We start from the raw sequence: 16,008 nt of genomic DNA on the forward strand, positions 1-16,008 counted from the left end.
CGGCATCAACCTCGCAGGTGCGGCTACTGATCCCTGTGACCGGATCAGCCGCGACCGGCATTCCCGGGAACGCCTCGGTCGCGGCCGAAGCCGCTCCTGCGGCGGCCATCCGCGACCGTTGCGCGATCGGCCGCAAAGAGTATCCGGCGGATCGACAAAGCCCCGCATCGCCGGCGTAGCTTCGGCATCGCATGCCATGCATAGGCCGTCCGTGCGCGTCCACACGCCTGCACCGTTTCCGGCACACTTGGCGCCCCCGTTTCCGCATCGCCGAACGAGTCCGCCACCATGCCCAAGCACGATCCAAGCGCCCTGTATCCCGACCACCTGCGCACCCTGACCCGACGCGCCGACGAAGCGCTGGCGCGCGGTGGCTTCGACCACCTGGTGGTCCCGAGCGGCACCCTGCACTACCAGGTGTTCGACGATCGCGACTATCCGTTCGCGGTGAACCCGCAGTTCAAGGCCTGGCTGCCGCTGACGCGGGTGCCGCACAGTTGGCTGGTGTACACGCCGGGGCGCCGCCCGCAGGTGATCTTCCACCAGCCGCGCGACTACTGGCACGTGGTGCCGGATGCGCCCAGCGGCTGGTGGGTGGACCACTGCGACATCCATCTGATCCGCACCCCGGACGAGGCGCTGGCGTTGCTGCCGGATGCCGCGCGCAGCGCGATCCTCGGCGAGCCGCAGAGCGCGCTGGGCGCCTACGTGCCGAACAACCCGCCGGCGGTGCTGGACTACCTGGAATACCACCGCGCCTACAAGACGCCGTACGAGCTGGCACTGATGCGCCAGGCGCAGCATTCGGCGGTGCGCGGCCATCGCGCCGCCGAGGCCGCGTTCCGCGACGGCCGCAGCGAGTTCGAGATCCACATGGCCTACTGCGCCGCGGTCGGCCAGGACGCGAACGAACTGCCGTACGGCAACATCGTGGCATTGAACGAACACGGCGCCGTGCTGCACTACACCGAACTGCAGCGGCAGGCGCCGACGCCGCTGCGCAGTTTCCTGATCGACGCCGGCGCCTCGGCGCACGGCTACGCCAGCGACATCACCCGCACCTACGCCGCCGATCGCGGCAGCGAGTTCCAGGCACTGATCGACGCGGTGGACGCCGCGCAGCAGCGCATGGGCCAGCACGTGCGCGCCGGCGTCGACTACCGGCAACTGCACCTGGACGCGCACCTGGCGCTGATGGGCGTGCTGAAGGACGCCGGCGTGCTCACCGTGTCGCCGGAAACCGCGGTGGCCACCGGCGTCAGCGCCGCGTTCTTCCCGCACGGCCTGGGCCACCCGATCGGCCTGCAGGTGCACGACGTCGCCGGTTTCGCCGCCAGCGACCGCGGCGGCCGCATCGAACGCCCCGACGGCCATCCCTACCTGCGCATGACCCGCACGCTGGAACCAGGCATGGTGGTGACGATCGAGCCGGGCCTGTACTTCATCGACATGCTGCTCGACGACCTCAAGCAGGCCGGCCATGGCGGCAGCGTCGACTGGTCGCGCGTGGAGCAGTTCAAGCCCTACGGCGGCATCCGCATCGAGGACGAAGTGGTGTGCACCGAGGACGCACCCGAGAACCTGACGCGGCCGGTGTTTGCGGCGGCCTGATGGCCGCCGCCACGGTCACTTGCCGGTCAGCGCGTACGGGCCGCGATTGAAGCTCATCGGGATCAGGTCGTAGCGGCGCTGCCCGGCGGCGGCCGGATACGGCGCGGTCTTGAAATCGCGTGCCAGCGCTTCGAGTCCACGTGCCGCGTTCGGCGAAGGCAGCGCCTCCAGCACCAGGGCGGACTCGGGACGTCCGCCCTGCGGATCGCCGCGCATCAGGAACAGGCTCAACGCCGGCGTGACCGGCAGGTCCATCGGGCTGTCCAGCACGGTCTTGCGCCGTTGATTCTCGGCACGCGCAGTCAGCCCGCCAGCCTCCTCGCCATCCTGCGCCTGCAGCGCATCGAGCTGCGCGAACAGCATCCGGTCCAGGACCCGACCCCACTGCACGCGAAATGCATTGAACCAGGCCAGGCCGATCGCGTCGCGGTCGCCGCTCGGCATCGCCGCATAGCAGCGCTCCAGGAGGTAGGCATGGTAGGCGGTATCGCGATTGCGCTGACTGGGGCGCACACGGCGGCCTTCGATCTCGCGCGCCCGCGTGGTGAACTCGCGGTCCAGCGCCACCCAGCCCTGCGCCCATTGCAGCGCCGGCTTGGCATTGCCGGCGGACAACTCCAGCTCGGCCAGCGACGCCAACGCGAGCAGCGGGCAGCGCGGCATGCCCAGGCAGCGCTCCAGCCAGTAGCGGGCCGTGTCCAGGTCGCGCGGCACCAGATGCGCCGGATGCGCCTCGCCATTGCGGTAGAGCACGCCCAACACGTACGCCGAGGCGCCATCGCCCTTACCCGCCAGCGCGACGACCTGCGCCAGCATCTGCGCGCGGGCCTCCGGCGCAGCGCGAAGCGACAGCAACGTCTCTAGATCGTCCAGCGCCAGCGTGGGCACCGCAGCAGGCACAGGCGCCTGCGTCGCCGCGGGCGCAGCATCGGCTGGCGCCGCCGGCGTGGCCGCCTGCTGCGCGCGCGCCTGCGCTGCGACGGCCACGCACAGTCCTGCCACCAGCAGGCATCGCATCCACATCTTCATGAATCCCCCTTGTTCAGCCTGTCACTGTGCGCAACCGGCCGCAGGCACGCAAGGGGGCGGCGCCAGTCTGCCGCGGCGGCCTGATGGCCGCCGCCGGGAGTGGAGAATCGGGAATCGGGAATCGCAACAGCAAAAGCACCCGGTCCGCTAGCTGACCTTTCCGCGCACGGCGACCGCTTTTCCCATTCCCGCTTCCCTATTCCCCATTCCCAGCCATCCACGCCTCGATCTCCTCGGCGCTGCGCGCCAGGGCATCGGTGAGCACGCGATGACCGTCGTCGGTGATCAGCACGTCGTCCTCGGTGCGGATGCCGATGCCCCGCCACTTCGGGTCCACGTCCTTGTCGTCCGGCGACACGTACAGGCCGGGTTCGATGGTGAACACCATGCCCGGTTCGAGCAGGCGCGATTCGCCTGCCAGCCGGTAGTCGCCGACGTCGTGCACGTCCAGGCCCAGCCAGTGACCGGTCTTGTGCCTGTAGAAGCGCCGGTAGTCGCCGCTGGCCAGGTTCTGCTCGACGCTGCCCTTGAGCAGGCCTAGCCGCAGCAGGCCTTCGGTCAGGGTCTGCACCGCGGCCAGGTGTCCGGCCTCGTAGGCCACGCCCGGGCGCGCCTGCGCCAGCGCGGCAGCATGCGCGGCACCGACCAGGTCGTGCAGCGCGCGTTGTTCGGCGCCGAAGCGGCCGTTGGCCGGGAAAGTACGGGTGATGTCAGCGGCATAGCCTCGGTATTCGGCGCCCGCATCGACCAGCACCAAGTCGCCGTCGCGCAGACGCGCAGCGTTGGCGCGGTAGTGCAGCACGCAGGCGTTGTGGCCGCTGCCGACGATGCTGCCGTAGGCCGGCCAGGCGTCGCCGGCGCGGAATTCGCGCTCGATCTCGGCCTGCAGTTGGTATTCGTGCACGCCCGGGCGCGCCAGCCGCATCGCCGCGCGGTGCCCGGCCACGCTCAGGTCCGCAGCGACCTGCATCAGCGCGATCTCGTCGCGCGATTTGAACAGGCGCTGTTCGTGCAGCAGATGGCCCAGTTCCAGGAACTCGTGCGGCGGCTGCGCGCCGTGCCGCACCTGCTCGCGCACGCGCTTGACCCAGCCGATCAGCTTCAGGTCGAAATCGACGTCGCGGCCGAAGTGGTAATACACCCGCGAGCGGCCTTCCAGCAGCCCGGGCAGGATCTCGTCGAGGTCGTCGATCGGATAGGCATCGTCCATGCCGTAGCGCTCGACCGCGCCTTCCTGCCCCGCCCGCGGGCCGTCCCAGGCTTCGCGCTCGGGGTCGCGTTCGCGACAGAACAGCAGCGCCTCGCCATGGCGGCGACCGGGCACCAGCACCAGCACCGCGTCCGGCTCGGCGAACCCGCACAGATACCAGAAGTCCGAATCCTGCCGGTACGGGTAGTGCGTGTCGTGGCTGCGCACCCGCTCCGGTGCGCTGGGCAGTACCAGGATGGCCTGCTCGCCGGCCATGTCCATCAAATGACGGCGCCGGCGCACGTACTCGCCGGAGGAAATCCCGGTGAGCCGCTTCATCAGTTCAGGCGCTGCCGGTGGCGCGGGCCGAGCACGCAGTCGCTGTGCAGCAGCAGCACCGCCACGCGCACGAACTCCTCGATCTCGGCCAGCGCGTCCTCGTCCTCGTCGCCGCTGTCGAAATCGTCGGCGCTGGCCTGGGCCAGGCGCGCCACGTCCTGCAGCGCCTCCTGCCCTTCCTCGGACAGTGGCGGCGCAGCCCCTGCGGCCAGGCCGAAGCCGCCGAGGAAGCCGCGGCACCAGTCGAACAGCGCGTCGGCGCGCTCGGGCAGCGGCGCGCCGGCATCGGCCAGCACCAGGTCGAAGCCGAAATCGCGGTCGTTCAGTTGCGCAGTCGTGGCCTCGCGCAGGCGGTCCAGCGCATCGCCGGGGCGCGGCGCGGCGAGGCTGGCGTCGGCGAGCACGGCCGCCGGCCATGCCGGCAATTCGGCGCCGCCGCCGGCCAGCCAGCCGCACAGGCCGCCGTGCAGTTCGGCCGCCGACGCAGCCAGGCCAAGCGTCCGGCTGGCATCGGCGATCTGGTCGGCAGTGGGAAGTTCGGTCATGGAGCAAGCCTGTCGGGCGCTGGCCGCGGGCCTGTCGAGGCCTGCGGCGGAATCGGGACTGCGCAGTGTAGCAACCGCGTGTGCGCCGCCGCTTGTGGTGGCTTCCGGCACGCGCCTACACTCCACCACCCGTTCTTTGACAGAAGTCACTTTCCGCCATGCCATTGGAGCACGTTGCTGCAGGAGCTGCGGAAAGAACCGGCCTCGCCTTGTTCGGCGAGACCTTGCTGGCCGCATGGCCGCTGGTCGCGCTCGCCGCGCTGGCGGCCGGCGGGGTGGCGGCGCTGTTCGCGCTGCGTTCGCGTCGGCGCCTGCGCGAGCAACTGCAACGGCACGCGCAACTGCAACAGCGCGACCAGCACCTGAAGCTGGCGCTATGGGCCTCGGGCGAACACTTCTGGGATTACGACCTGCAACAGCGCAGGTTGCGGCTGATGCGCGCCGACGAGGCCACGCCGCACGCGCAGGACATCGGCCTGGTGATCCGCGAGAACGAACCGCTACGGATCCATCCCGACGACGTGCAGCAGGCGCGGCAGGTGCTGCAGGAACACCTGCAAGGCCTGACCGCGATCTACACCGCCGAGTACCGGGTGGACCTGGCCGGCGACGGGGTCTGGCACTGGGCGCGGGTGCGCGGCCGCGTGGTCGACTACGACGCCAGCGGCGCGCCGCGCCGGCTCGCCGGCACCGCGCGCGACATCACCTCGCACCGCCAGGCCGACCTGGAACGGCGCATCGCCGCCGAAGTGCTGCGCAGCATGGGCGAGGCGGTCGCCGTGCTCGACGAGGACCGCCGCTTCATCTCGGTCAACCCGGCCTTCACCCGCATCACCGGCTACAGCGAGCGCGAGGTACTGGGCCAGCCGATGGCGCTGATCGACCACGCGCCGGAAACGCCGGCGGCCCCGGTGGCCGACCACGGCCGGCATTGGCGCGGCGAGGCCTGGAAGCGGCGCAAGGACGGCCAGGAAATCCTCTGCCACCTGCGCCGCAATACCGTGGTCGACGCCGACGGCCGCCAGAGCTTCCAGGTGGTGGTACTGGAAGACATCACCGAGCAGAAGCGCGCCGAGCAGGAACTGCGCTATCTGGCCAACTACGACACGCTGACCAGCCTGCCCAACCGTGCGCTGCTGTCCGAACGCCTGGCGCGGGCGATCGTGCGGGCGCGGCGCCAGGCCGGCTCGGTCGCGGTGCTGTTCCTGGATCTGGACCGCTTCAAGGACATCAACGATTCGCTCGGCCACGCGGTCGGCGATCGCGTGCTGCGCGCAGTGGCCGAACGCCTGCAGCAGGCGGTGGGACCGCAGCACACGGTGGCGCGCCTGGCCGGCGACGAATTCACCGTGGTGGTCGAGGACATCGTCAGCCAGGGCGAGGCCGAGGCGGTGGCCGCCCGCGTGCTGGCCGCGTTCGAGGCGCCGCTGCGGCTGGACGAACGCCGCGAGGTCGCGGTCTCCACCTCCATCGGCATCTCCCTGTTCCCGCAGCACGCGCTGCTGCCGAGCGAGCTGCTCAAGCACGCCGATACCGCGATGTACCAGGCCAAGGCCGCCGGGCGCCGCAACGCGCAGGTGTACTCGGCGCGCATGGACGAAGCCACCCGCCACCGCGCCACCCTGGCCAGCACGCTGCGCAAGATCCCGCTGGATCAGGAACTGAAGCTGGTCTACCAGCCGCGCTACTCGCTGCGCACGCAGCGGGTGGTCGGCGTGGAAGCGCTGCTGCGCTGGCACAGCGCCGATTTCGGGCCGGTCTCGCCGAGCCAGTTCATCCCGCTGGCCGAGGAGACCGGGTTGATCCTGGAGATCGGCGAGTGGGTGCTGCGCCAGGCCTGCAGCGCGTTGCGCGACTGGCGGCGGATGGGGCTGACCGATCTGTGCATGTCGGTGAACGTCTCGGCGATCCAGCTCGAGCGCGGCAACCTGCCGGAACTGATGGCCGGGATCCTCGCCGAAACCGGCGTGCCGGCGGCCAACATCGAACTGGAACTGACCGAGAGCGTGGTGATGTCGCAGGTCGGCAAGAACGCCGAACTGCTGCGCGCCTGCCGCAAGTTGGGGCTGACCCTGGCCATCGACGACTTCGGCACCGGCTATTCGTCGCTGGCCTATCTGAAGCGGCTGCCGATCAACACCCTGAAGATCGACCAGGAATTCATCGGCGACCTCACCCGCGACCCGGACGACGAGGCGATCACCAGCACCATCATCGCGATGGGCCACTCGCTGGCGCTGAAGGTGGTGGCCGAGGGCGTCGAGGACGCCGGGCAGCTGGCGTTCCTGCGCGCGCACGGCTGCGACGAGATCCAGGGCCACCTGGTGGCGCCGGCGCTGGAGCCGGACGCCTGCCTGCGCCTGCTGCAGCAACCGCTGCGGCTGCCTGCCTGAGCGCCGGCCATGGCGCCGCCGCGCGGCGTCTTGACCGCCCCTCGGGCGCATGCCTATCGTGAGCGCCATGGACAGCCCTGACGCCCTCGCCGAGCTTCGCGCCCTTGCCGCACGCGTGGAAACGCTGGTCGAGCGCTGCCAGCGCCTGTCCGACGAGAACCGCAGCCTGCGCCAGCAGCAGGAACACCTGATCGGCGAGCGCTCGCAGTTGCTGACCAAGAACGAACAGGCGCGTTCGCGCGTGGAAGCGATGATCGCCCGCCTGAAGTCCCTGGAGCAGCACACGTGAGCGAGCCGGTCAGCGTCCGCATCCTCGACCGCGAATACACCGTCGGCGTCGAGGCCGAAGAACGCGACGGCCTGCTCGCCGCCGCGCGCCTGCTCGACGCGAAGATGCGCGAGGTGCGCGGCAGCAACCGCATGGCCGCGGTGGACCGCGTCGCCGTCCTCGCGGCACTGAACTTGGCGCACGAGTTGCAGCAACTGCGCGACGAACAGGCCAAGCACGAACGCGAGATGGCGCGCACACTCGCCGATCTCAATCGGCGCCTGGACAGCGTGGTCGATACGACGCGCTGATCCGCACGTGGCGCTGCGATCATCAACGTGAATTGCAACGTACCGAACGACCGACGAACGGACTAGCCAAGCGCGATCACGGCGCTATACTCCACTTGCGTTCTCTGCTGTGAACGACAGCGTGTGCAAACATTCGCCTTGTCCCTTAATGACGACCACGGGGTGGCGACGGAATCGGGAGTGCAGGTCCGCCTCGTAGCGGGAAGCCCGATGATTCTCCAGCCATCCCACTTGAACCCCGGGTTCAAGGTCGTTTCGCACGCATCGTCACGGCGGAGAATGCAATTTTTCCAGGAAGCGGCGCCGCAAGGCGCCGTTTCCTTTTGTGCGCCCGCAGCGTGTGCCTTCACCACGCCGTCGTCGCCGGCGCATTGCAGGTGCCACGCGTTCTCGCACCGACCGAAACCCGGGATACTGGTCGCCCCATCACGGAGATCCCGGATTGCCGACGCTCGCCCAGATCCTCGACCGCTTCGACCCCGCCGCGGGATTCGACGTCCCCGCCAGCTGGCGACAAGGCCGCACCGCCTTCGGCGGCCTGTCCGCGGCGCTGGCGCTGCAGACCGCGCTGCGCACGGCACCGTCCGCGTTGCCGCCGCTGAAGTCGGCGTACATCGGCTTCGTCGGCCCCGCCGACGGCAGCCTGCGCTTCGATGCGCAGGTGCTGCGCCATGGCAAGTCCGCCACCTCCGTGGGCGTCGATTGTCTGGCCGACGGGCAGGTCGCCCTGCGCGCGGCCTTGCTGTTCGCGCAGCCGCGGCCCAGCCGCATCGCCCATGACTTCCTGCCGGCGCGGCCGGCGGTCGTCGGTCCCGACGAAGCGACGCCGATCGCCGACAGCGCGGCGACCCCGGCCTTCGTCGCCAACTTCGACATGCGCCTGGCCGGCGGCGCGCTGCCGCTGTCCGCCGCGGCCGATCCGGAGTTGCTGGTCTGGGCGCGCCATCGCGACGCCGCCGGCGTGGACCCGAGCGTTGCCCTGGTCGCGCTAGGCGACTGCCTGCCGCCGGCCGCGATGACCTGCTTCAGCGCACCGGCGCCGGTCAGTTCGATGACCTGGAGCCTGGACTTCCCGCAACCGGCCAGCGCCGGCGACTGGTTCCTGCTGCGCTCGGCCAGCCGCCATGCCGAGGACGGCTACTCGCTGCAGGACATGCAGATCTGGGATACGGCCGGGCGGCTGGTGCTGTGGGGCCGGCAGACGGTGGCGCTCTACGCGTGATCGTCGCGGCGGCGCCCTGGTCAGTGCGCGCGCCGCCGCCGACAATAGCGGCCTCCCTCGCCACGCCCGCCCGATGACCGCCGACGACCGCGACTCCCTGCGCCAGGACCTGCGCGCGCGCCGCCGCGCGCTCACCGCGCCCGTGCGCCTGGCCGCCGCCGATGCCTTGGCACAGCGACTGCTGGACCTGCCGTTCGCGCCGCAGCACGGCCATGTCGGCGGCTACTGGGCGATGGACGGGGAGATCGCCCTGCACCGCTGGCAACTGTCGCTGCCGGAGGCGGTGCAGTATTGCCTGCCGGTGCTCAGCGGCGACACCCTGCGCTTCGCGCCGTGGCGCCCCGGGCAGCCGCTGCGCGCCAACCGCTATGGCATCCCCGAACCCGACGTCGACCCGGCCACAACCCTGGCGCCGGCGCAGATGGCGCTGGTGGTGACGCCGCTGGTCGGCTTCGACACCGCCGGCGGCCGCCTGGGCATGGGGGGCGGCTGGTATGATCGCAGCTTCGCTTTCCGCCAGCGGCAGGCTCCGCCGCCCTGGCTGGTCGGGGCCGCCTTCGACGCGCAACAGGTCGCGGCTTTGCCGCTGGCGGCCTGGGACGTGGCGCTGGACGCGGTCTGCACCGAATCCCTCACCCTGTCGACCGCGCCCAATTCCCCCGCATGACCGCACGCACCCGCTATTGGCTGATGAAGTCCGAACCGGACGCCTTCTCGATCGACGACCTGCAGCGGGTCGGCACCGAGCCCTGGAACGGCGTGCGCAACTACCAGGCGCGCAACTTCATGCGCGACGGCATGAAGGTCGGCGACGGCATCCTGTTCTACCACTCCAACTGCAAGGTGCCGGGCATCGTCGGCGTGGCGCGCGTGGCCAGCCAGGCCTATCCCGACGCCACCCAGTTCGACCCGTCTTCCGACTACCACGACCCCAAGGCCACCCCGGAGCAACCGCGCTGGTACCTGGTGGACGTGGCGTTCGAGCGCAAGCTGGCGCGCACCATCGCCCTGGACGAGATCAAGCAGCACGCCGACGCGCTGGGCGAGGGCTTCCCGCTGGTCGCCCGCGGCAACCGCCTGTCCGTGTTCCCGGTCAGCGCCGCGCAGTGGAAGCTGCTGCTTTCGCTCGAATAGCCGGGATTCGGGAGTGGGGATTGGGGATTCGCCCGGCCCCATCCGCCGACCCGCTTTTCACGAATCCCCAATCCCGAATCCCCACTCCCGAGCTCTCCAAATGTCAGAAGCCAAGCGTCTTGCCGCCGAGAAAGCCATCGACTACGTCCAGGACGGGATGATCGTCGGCGTCGGCACCGGCTCCACCGTCGCCTATTTCATCGACGCGCTCGGCCGCATTGGCCACCGCATCAAGGGTGCGGTGTCCAGTTCCGAGCAGAGCACCGCGCGCCTGCGCCAGCACGGCATCGAGGTGCTGGAGCTGAACCACACCGGCAACCTGTCGCTGTACGTGGACGGCGCCGACGAGTGCGATCCGAACAAGTGCCTGATCAAGGGCGGCGGCGCCGCGCTGACCCGCGAGAAGATCATCGCCGAGGCCAGCGAGCGCTTCATCTGCATCGTCGACCCGAGCAAGCAGGTGCAGACCCTGGGCGCGTTCCCGCTGCCGATCGAAGTGATCCCGATGGCGCGCAGCCTGGTCGCCCGCGAGATCCTGGCGCGCACCGGCGGCCAGCCGGTCTGGCGCGACGGGGTGATCACCGACAACGGCAACGTGGTGCTGGACGTGCACCACCTGTCGATCACCGACCCGGTGGCGCTGGAGCGCGAACTGAACCAGATCCCGGGCGTGGTCTGCGTCGGCCTGTTCGCCCGCCGCCCGGCCGACGTGGTGATCGTCGGTGGCGAGCCGCCGCGCGTCTTTTGACGCGCGCTGGCGCGCGCGCGGGATTGGGGATTCGGGATTGGGGATTGGGGATTCGTAAAAGCGAGAATCCTGGCTCTTGCGAATCCCCAATCCCGAATCCCCAATTCCCGCTCTTGACGCCACGCGCACCTTGCAACAAGGTGCGCGCTGTCCTCCCTGCCCTGGTCCGCCCATGTCCCTCTTCCGCGCGCTCTGCGTCCTTCTCCTGCTCGCCCTCAGCGGTTGCGCCAGCGCCGGTGGCGACCATTGGGTGGAATTGGGCGGACATCGCTACGAAGTGGAACTGGCGCAGAACGATGCGACCCGCGCGCGCGGGCTGATGTTCCGCGACCAGATGGAAACCGACCACGGCATGCTGTTCATCCACGACCGCGAGGAACCGCAGGCGTACTGGATGAAGAACACCAAGATCCCGCTGGACATCCTGTACTTCGACAACCAGCGCAAGCTGGTGGCGCAGCAGCGCGACGTGCCGCCGTGCTCGGCCGGCGACGCCTGCCCGCCCTACCCGAGCAACGCGCCGGCGCGCTACGTGCTCGAACTCAACGCCGGCCAGGCCGAGCAGTTGAAGCTGCAGGACGGCACCGAACTGCGCTTCGGCCCGGGAATTCCGCAGGGCCACTGACCCATCAACGGTGCCGGCGGCGTCGGGAAAAGGCCCCGCGACCACGGCGCTGAACCCGACACCGCTGTCGGGAACGGCCGGACTTGATAGGGCCCGGCTTTGCCGCCAGTCTTGGGCCATGGCCGCCCCATTGACATTGCCGAGCTGGAATACCCTGGCCGCGCTGGATGACGATGCCCTGCCGCTGCTGGCGACCGCGCTGCTGATCGCCCGCGACGAGTATCCGGAGCTGGACGCCGCCCATTACGACACCCTGGCGCAGAGTCATGCCGACCACCTGCGGCACGAGGTGGCGATGATCGAGCAGTGGCCGCTGAAGATGGCGGCGATCAATCGCCACCTGTTCGAAGAACTGGGCTATAGCGGCAACCACGACGAGTATTACGACCCGCGCAACAGCTACATGAACCAGGTGTTCGAGCGGCGCCTGGGCAACCCGATCTCGCTGGCGCTGGTGCAGATGGACGTGGCGCGGCGCCTGGACATCCCGCTCGACGGCGTGTCCTTCCCGGGGCATTTCCTGGTGCGCCTGCCGGTGGACGACGGCCTGCTGGTGATGGACCCGTTCAACGGCGGGCGTCCGCTGGCGGTGGAGGAACTGCGCGAGCGCGCGCGGCCGCACATGGGTGGCGAAAGCCCGGACGACCGCGCGCTGCTGCAGATCCTGGACCCGGCGCCGCACCGCGCGATCCTTGCCCGGGTCCTGCGCAACCTGCATGGCCTGTACGCCGAACGCGACGAGTGGGACCGCGCCGCACGCAGCGCCGACCGCGTGCTCAAGCTGATGCCGGACCAGCCCGAAGCCCTGCGCGACCGCGGCATGGCCTACCTGCAGATGGATTACGTCCCCGGCGCACGGCGCGACCTGGGCCGTTACCTGCAATTGAACCCCGAAGCCTCCGACGCCTTGCCGATTCGCGAGCGCCTGGTGGAACTGAGCGCGCGAGCGCAGCGGATGCATTGACGCTGGGAATGGGGAGAGGGGAATCGGGAATGGGAAAAGCGCATGCCCTGAGGCTCAGAGGTTGCTGACCTGATCAAGCCGTCATGGATAACCGACCGAATCGATCATCGAACGTCGGCGGACATGCGGCTCTCCCGAGTATCGGCCTTGCGATCCGACAACCCGGCCTCGCGATGTCTGCCTGCCAGCCCTGAAACTGGCCGCCGCGTGAAGCCTACAAGGCACGGGAGTCGCTGTCCCACTCCCGATTCCCCATTCTCCAATCCCAGCCGTCAATCCATCTCCACCATCTCGAAATCGTCCTTGGTCACGCCGCAGTCCGGGCAGGTCCAGGTGTCGGGCACGTCGTCCCAGCGGGTGCCGGGGGCGATGCCTTCTTCCGGCAGGCCGTCGGCCTCGTTGTAGATGAACCCGCAGACGACGCACATCCAAGTGCGATAGGTGGTGGCGCTGGCGTCGCTCATTGGATAATCGCAGGTCACAGTCGGAACGGCATTGTCCCATCGCCGCCGACGCATCGGAAGGCTTGGCCATGAACGTATCCCCGGCGCCGCGCGGCGTGTACCTGATCACCCCCGACGAGGCCGACGGCGCGCGTCTGCTGGCACGGGTGGCGCCGCTGCTGGACCAGGGCGTGACCTGGCTGCAATACCGCAACAAGCGCGCCGACACGGCGCAACGGCGCGACCAGGCCGCGGCGCTGCAAGCGCTGTGCGCACAGGCCGGCGTGCCGCTGATCGTCAACGACGACGCCGCGCTGGCGCAGGCGGTGGGCGCGGCCGGCGTGCACCTGGGCGAGGACGACGGCGATCTGGCCGCCGCGCGCGCCGCGCTCGGGCCGCAGGCGTTGATCGGAGCGTCCTGCTACGACGATCTGAGCCTGGCCCGCAACGCCGCGGCGGCTGGCGCCAGCTACGTCGCCTTCGGCGCCTTCTTCCCCACCCGCAGCAAGGTCACCACGCGCCGCGCCACGCCCGACCTGCTGCGCGGTGCGGCAGCGCTGGGCCTGCCGCGCGTGGCGATCGGCGGCCTCACGCCGGACAACGCGCGGCCGCTGGTGGCGGCCGGCGCCGATCTGCTGGCGGTGATCAGCGGCGTGTTCGATGCGCCCGATCCGCGCGCGGCGCTGGCCGCGTACAGGGCGTGTTTCGACTGAGGCTAGCGCTTCCCTTCTCCCCTCGGGACCATGGCCCCCTTTTCGGGGGAAGGTGCCCAGAAGGGGCGGATGAGGGTGCGAGCGCAGCCTCGTGCACCCAAACATCGCGCGTCGCTTCGCGCCGGACCCTCACCCCAACCCCTCTCCCGACGGAGAGGGGCTAGCCGCTCCCTTCTCCCATCGGGAGAAGGTGCCCCGAAGGGGCGGATGAGGGTACGGGCGCAGCCTCATGCACCCAAACACCGCGCGTCGCTCCGCGCCGGACCCTCACCCCAACCCCTCTCCCGGTGGGAGAGGGGCTTTGGCCTCTTCCTTCTCCCTCCGGGACCATGGCCCCCTTTTCGGGGGAAGGTGCCCCGAAGGGGCGGATGAGGGTGCGAGCGCAGCCTCGTACACCCAAACATCGCGCGTCGCTGCGCGCCGGACCCTCACCCCAACCCCTCTCCCGGTGGGAGAGGGGCTTGAAGCAAATCCACGGCGTGGCGCCGGCTGCGGCAGGATCGACGACATGGCGCACACCGGCGGCAGCCGCGACAATAGACGGCCTCGCTCCGCGCCCGGCCGGTCGGCCTGGCCAGCATCGCCAAGGATTTCCGCTCATGTCCCATTCCCGCTCGCACGCCCTGTTCGCCCAAGCGCAGTCGCTGATTCCCGGCGGCGTCAATTCGCCGGTGCGCGCCTTCAAGTCGGTGGGCGGCGAGCCGTTCTTCGTGCAGCGCGCCGATGGCCCGTACCTGTACGACGTCGACGGCCACCGCTACATCGACTACGTGGGCTCGTGGGGGCCGATGATCGCCGGGCACAACCACCCGGCGGTGCGCGAGGCGGTGCAGCGCGCGATCGGCGATGGGCTGTCGTTCGGCGCGCCGTGCCCGGCCGAGGTGACGATGGCGCAGACCATCACCCGGCTGGTGCCGTCCTGCGAGATGGTGCGCATGGTCAACTCCGGCACCGAAGCCACGCTGTCGGCGGTGCGGCTGGCGCGCGGCGCCACCGGGCGCAACCGCATCGTCAAGTTCGAAGGCTGCTACCACGGCCACGGCGATTCGTTCCTGGTCAAGGCCGGCAGCGGCATGCTGACCCTGGGCGTGCCGACCTCGCCGGGCGTGCCGGCCGGCTTGAGCGAACTCACCGCCACCCTGGCCTACAACGATGCCGAGGGCGCTACTGCGCTGTTCGAGGAGATCGGCCACGAGATCGCCGCGGTCATCATCGAGCCCGTGGTCGGCAACGCCAACTGTATTCCGCCGCGTCCGGGCTATCTGCAGCACCTGCGCGACCTGTGCACGCAACACGGCGCGCTGCTGATCTTCGACGAGGTGATGACCGGGTTCCGCGTCGCCCTGGGCGGCGCGCAGGCGCACTACGGGGTCACGCCGGACCTGACCACCTTCGGCAAGATCATCGGTGGCGGCATGCCGGTGGGCGCCTATGGCGGGCGCGCCGACCTGATGCGGCAGGTGGCGCCGTCCGGGCCGATCTACCAGGCCGGCACGCTCAGCGGCAATCCGGTGGCGATGGCCGCCGGGCTGGCGATGCTGGAACTGATCCAGGAACCGGGCTTCCACCAGCGCCTGGACGCGGCCACCGCGCAGCTATGCGCCGGCCTGGAAGCCGCCGCGGCGGCGGCCGGCGTGGCGGTCACCACCAACCAGGTCGGGGCGATGTTCGGGCTGTTCTTCACCACCGAGAAGGTGGAGACCTATGCGCAGGCCACTGCCTGCGACACCGCCGCGTTCAACCGCTTCTTCCACGCGATGCTGGAGCGCGGTGTGTTCCTGGCGCCGTCGGCCTACGAGGCCGGCTTCGTCTCCAGTGCGCACGACCAGGACGTGCTGGAGGCCACCCTGGCCGCGGCGCGTGAGGCGTTCGCGGTGGTCGCCGCCGGCTGAGATGCCGGTGCCACGACCCTGGCATGACGACAACGCGCGGCGCCGATGGCCGGCGCCGCGCCGCTGCGCTGGATCAGCCGAATACGAACTTGCCCTTCATCACCGCCCAGTGTCCCGGGAACGAGCAGAAGAAGGTGTAGTCCCCGCCCTTGCTGAGCTTGGCGGTGGAGAACTTGACCGTGTCCGACTGCCCGGCGCCGATCACCTTGGTGTGGGCGATGATCCGCGGATCGTTCTTGGGCAGGTAGTTGTCGGCCAGGCTGGAACTGGTGCCGGCATTGGCCACCGCCTGGAAATCCGGGGTCTTGGTCAGCACCCAGTTGTGGCCCATCACCGCGGCGGCGAGCTTGCCGCTGTGCTTGAGCGTCACCGCCACCTCGGTGCAATCGGCCGCGACCTTGATCTGGGTCTGGTCGTAGGACATCTGGTCGGTGCCCGTGATGGTCACCGCGCAGGTCTTGGCCCAGGCGGCAGGCGCGAACGCGAGGCCGGCAAGGACGAGCAGCAGGGATGGAAACTTGGTGTTCAAGGCGGGTTCCTCGGCAAGAAAGACAACACTGCGCCACGGCAGGTCGCGCGCGT

17 protein-coding genes and 1 other RNA gene are annotated in these 16,008 nt (G+C 69.9%); 13 read left to right on the forward strand and 5 right to left on the reverse strand.

The genetic code is table 11. The annotated features are described in order from the left end of the window. Window positions 1-288: 288 nt before the first annotated feature. Window positions 289-1,611 carry a Xaa-Pro dipeptidase gene (pepQ, locus tag SLW52_RS09160; protein WP_320740291.1) on the forward strand — a complete coding sequence of 441 codons (1,323 nt, stop codon included), beginning with the start codon at window positions 289-291 and terminating at the stop codon, window positions 1,609-1,611. A gap of 15 nt (window positions 1,612-1,626) precedes the next feature. Here the strand turns inward: pepQ and SLW52_RS09165 are convergent, their stop codons facing one another. From SLW52_RS09165 to SLW52_RS09175, 3 genes are all read right to left on the reverse strand, one after another. Continuing rightward, window positions 1,627-2,640, reverse strand: a complete 1,014-nt coding sequence (locus SLW52_RS09165; RefSeq protein ID WP_043094874.1) for a hypothetical protein — start codon at window positions 2,638-2,640, stop codon at window positions 1,627-1,629. Between the two features lie 196 nt (window positions 2,641-2,836). Beyond that, the gene (locus SLW52_RS09170) at window positions 2,837-4,168 is read right to left on the reverse strand and encodes an aminopeptidase P N-terminal domain-containing protein (RefSeq protein ID WP_267087758.1); all 1,332 of its coding nucleotides are present in this window, start codon (window positions 4,166-4,168) and stop codon (window positions 2,837-2,839) included. Next, window positions 4,168-4,713, reverse strand: coding sequence for a YecA family protein (locus SLW52_RS09175; protein ID WP_043094872.1), 546 nt, complete (start codon window positions 4,711-4,713; stop codon window positions 4,168-4,170). Before SLW52_RS09175 ends, SLW52_RS09170 begins: the two co-directional genes overlap by 1 nt. Window positions 4,714-4,922: 209 nt before the next feature. On the opposite strand from SLW52_RS09175, the gene SLW52_RS09180 reads away from it, so the two are divergent. The 10 genes from SLW52_RS09180 (at window position 4,923) to SLW52_RS09225 (ending at window position 12,378) form a co-directional block, all read left to right on the forward strand. After that, window positions 4,923-7,106, forward strand: a complete 2,184-nt coding sequence (locus SLW52_RS09180; protein WP_320740290.1) for an EAL domain-containing protein — start codon at window positions 4,923-4,925, stop codon at window positions 7,104-7,106. Window positions 7,107-7,173: 67 nt separating this feature from the next. Next, entirely contained in the window at window positions 7,174-7,395 is a 222-nt protein-coding gene (locus SLW52_RS09185) for a TIGR02449 family protein (RefSeq protein WP_017910437.1), read from the forward strand. Then, window positions 7,392-7,685 (forward strand): cell division protein ZapA, encoded by a 294-nt coding sequence (locus SLW52_RS09190; RefSeq protein WP_152240002.1) that lies wholly within the window; start codon window positions 7,392-7,394, stop codon window positions 7,683-7,685. Before SLW52_RS09185 ends, SLW52_RS09190 begins: the two co-directional genes overlap by 4 nt. Window positions 7,686-7,783: 98 nt before the next feature. Then, window positions 7,784-7,968: non-coding RNA, 6S RNA (gene ssrS, locus SLW52_RS09195), on the forward strand. A 159-nt stretch (window positions 7,969-8,127) separates the two neighbouring features. Beyond that, the gene (locus tag SLW52_RS09200) at window positions 8,128-8,907 is read left to right on the forward strand and encodes a thioesterase family protein (protein WP_320740289.1); all 780 of its coding nucleotides are present in this window, start codon (window positions 8,128-8,130) and stop codon (window positions 8,905-8,907) included. Window positions 8,908-8,980: 73 nt separating this feature from the next. After that, entirely contained in the window at window positions 8,981-9,574 is a 594-nt protein-coding gene (locus tag SLW52_RS09205) for a 5-formyltetrahydrofolate cyclo-ligase (protein ID WP_320740288.1), read from the forward strand. Further along, complete coding sequence (locus SLW52_RS09210) at window positions 9,571-10,041, forward strand: EVE domain-containing protein (RefSeq protein ID WP_017915860.1); 471 nt, start codon at window positions 9,571-9,573, stop codon at window positions 10,039-10,041. Before SLW52_RS09205 ends, SLW52_RS09210 begins: the two co-directional genes overlap by 4 nt. A 100-nt stretch (window positions 10,042-10,141) precedes the next feature. Next, window positions 10,142-10,789, forward strand: a complete 648-nt coding sequence (gene rpiA / locus SLW52_RS09215; protein ID WP_017915859.1) for a ribose-5-phosphate isomerase RpiA — start codon at window positions 10,142-10,144, stop codon at window positions 10,787-10,789. Window positions 10,790-10,961: 172 nt separating this feature from the next. Next, window positions 10,962-11,414 (forward strand): DUF192 domain-containing protein, encoded by a 453-nt coding sequence (locus tag SLW52_RS09220; protein WP_017910443.1) that lies wholly within the window; start codon window positions 10,962-10,964, stop codon window positions 11,412-11,414. A gap of 118 nt (window positions 11,415-11,532) precedes the next feature. After that, on the forward strand, window positions 11,533-12,378 hold the full coding sequence (locus SLW52_RS09225; protein ID WP_026143558.1) for a SirB1 family protein: 846 nt from the start codon (window positions 11,533-11,535) through the stop codon (window positions 12,376-12,378). A 272-nt stretch (window positions 12,379-12,650) separates the two neighbouring features. On the opposite strand, the gene SLW52_RS09230 is transcribed toward SLW52_RS09225, so the two are convergent. Further along, window positions 12,651-12,896, reverse strand: a complete 246-nt coding sequence (locus SLW52_RS09230) for a rubredoxin (protein ID WP_223875626.1) — start codon at window positions 12,894-12,896, stop codon at window positions 12,651-12,653. 14 nt (window positions 12,897-12,910) lie between these two features. Here SLW52_RS09230 and thiE point away from each other — a divergent pair, with 14 nt between their 5' ends. Next, complete coding sequence (thiE, locus tag SLW52_RS09235; RefSeq protein ID WP_320740287.1) at window positions 12,911-13,534, forward strand: thiamine phosphate synthase; 624 nt, start codon at window positions 12,911-12,913, stop codon at window positions 13,532-13,534. A gap of 599 nt (window positions 13,535-14,133) precedes the next feature. Then, entirely contained in the window at window positions 14,134-15,426 is a 1,293-nt protein-coding gene (gene hemL, locus SLW52_RS09240) for a glutamate-1-semialdehyde 2,1-aminomutase (RefSeq protein WP_152235831.1), read from the forward strand. A 73-nt stretch (window positions 15,427-15,499) separates the two neighbouring features. Here hemL and azu read toward each other — a convergent pair whose 3' ends face one another. Next, a complete protein-coding gene (azu, locus tag SLW52_RS09245; RefSeq protein ID WP_017910448.1) occupies window positions 15,500-15,955 on the reverse strand; it encodes an azurin in 456 nt (151 codons plus the stop codon). Window positions 15,956-16,008 lie beyond the last annotated feature (53 nt).

Source organism: Xanthomonas sp. LF02-5 (assembly GCF_034105325.1).
Taxonomy (GTDB): domain Bacteria; phylum Pseudomonadota; class Gammaproteobacteria; order Xanthomonadales; family Xanthomonadaceae; genus Xanthomonas_A; species Xanthomonas_A sontii.

Bases quoted from the DNA above. Each gene is read 5' to 3' on its own strand.
- pepQ (WP_320740291.1), top strand. From the start codon at position 289: ATGCCCAAGCACGATCCAAGCGCCCTGTATCCCGACCACCTGCGCACC.
- SLW52_RS09165 (WP_043094874.1), bottom strand. From the start codon at position 2,640: ATGAAGATGTGGATGCGATGCCTGCTGGTGGCAGGACTGTGCGTGGCC.
- SLW52_RS09170 (WP_267087758.1), bottom strand. From the start codon at position 4,168: ATGAAGCGGCTCACCGGGATTTCCTCCGGCGAGTACGTGCGCCGGCGC.
- SLW52_RS09175 (WP_043094872.1), bottom strand. From the start codon at position 4,713: ATGACCGAACTTCCCACTGCCGACCAGATCGCCGATGCCAGCCGGACG.
- SLW52_RS09185 (WP_017910437.1), top strand. From the start codon at position 7,174: ATGGACAGCCCTGACGCCCTCGCCGAGCTTCGCGCCCTTGCCGCACGC.
- SLW52_RS09205 (WP_320740288.1), top strand. From the start codon at position 8,981: ATGACCGCCGACGACCGCGACTCCCTGCGCCAGGACCTGCGCGCGCGC.
- SLW52_RS09210 (WP_017915860.1), top strand. From the start codon at position 9,571: ATGACCGCACGCACCCGCTATTGGCTGATGAAGTCCGAACCGGACGCC.
- rpiA (WP_017915859.1), top strand. From the start codon at position 10,142: ATGTCAGAAGCCAAGCGTCTTGCCGCCGAGAAAGCCATCGACTACGTC.
- SLW52_RS09220 (WP_017910443.1), top strand. From the start codon at position 10,962: ATGTCCCTCTTCCGCGCGCTCTGCGTCCTTCTCCTGCTCGCCCTCAGC.
- SLW52_RS09225 (WP_026143558.1), top strand. From the start codon at position 11,533: ATGGCCGCCCCATTGACATTGCCGAGCTGGAATACCCTGGCCGCGCTG.
- SLW52_RS09230 (WP_223875626.1), bottom strand. From the start codon at position 12,896: ATGCGTCGGCGGCGATGGGACAATGCCGTTCCGACTGTGACCTGCGAT.
- thiE (WP_320740287.1), top strand. From the start codon at position 12,911: ATGAACGTATCCCCGGCGCCGCGCGGCGTGTACCTGATCACCCCCGAC.
- hemL (WP_152235831.1), top strand. From the start codon at position 14,134: ATGTCCCATTCCCGCTCGCACGCCCTGTTCGCCCAAGCGCAGTCGCTG.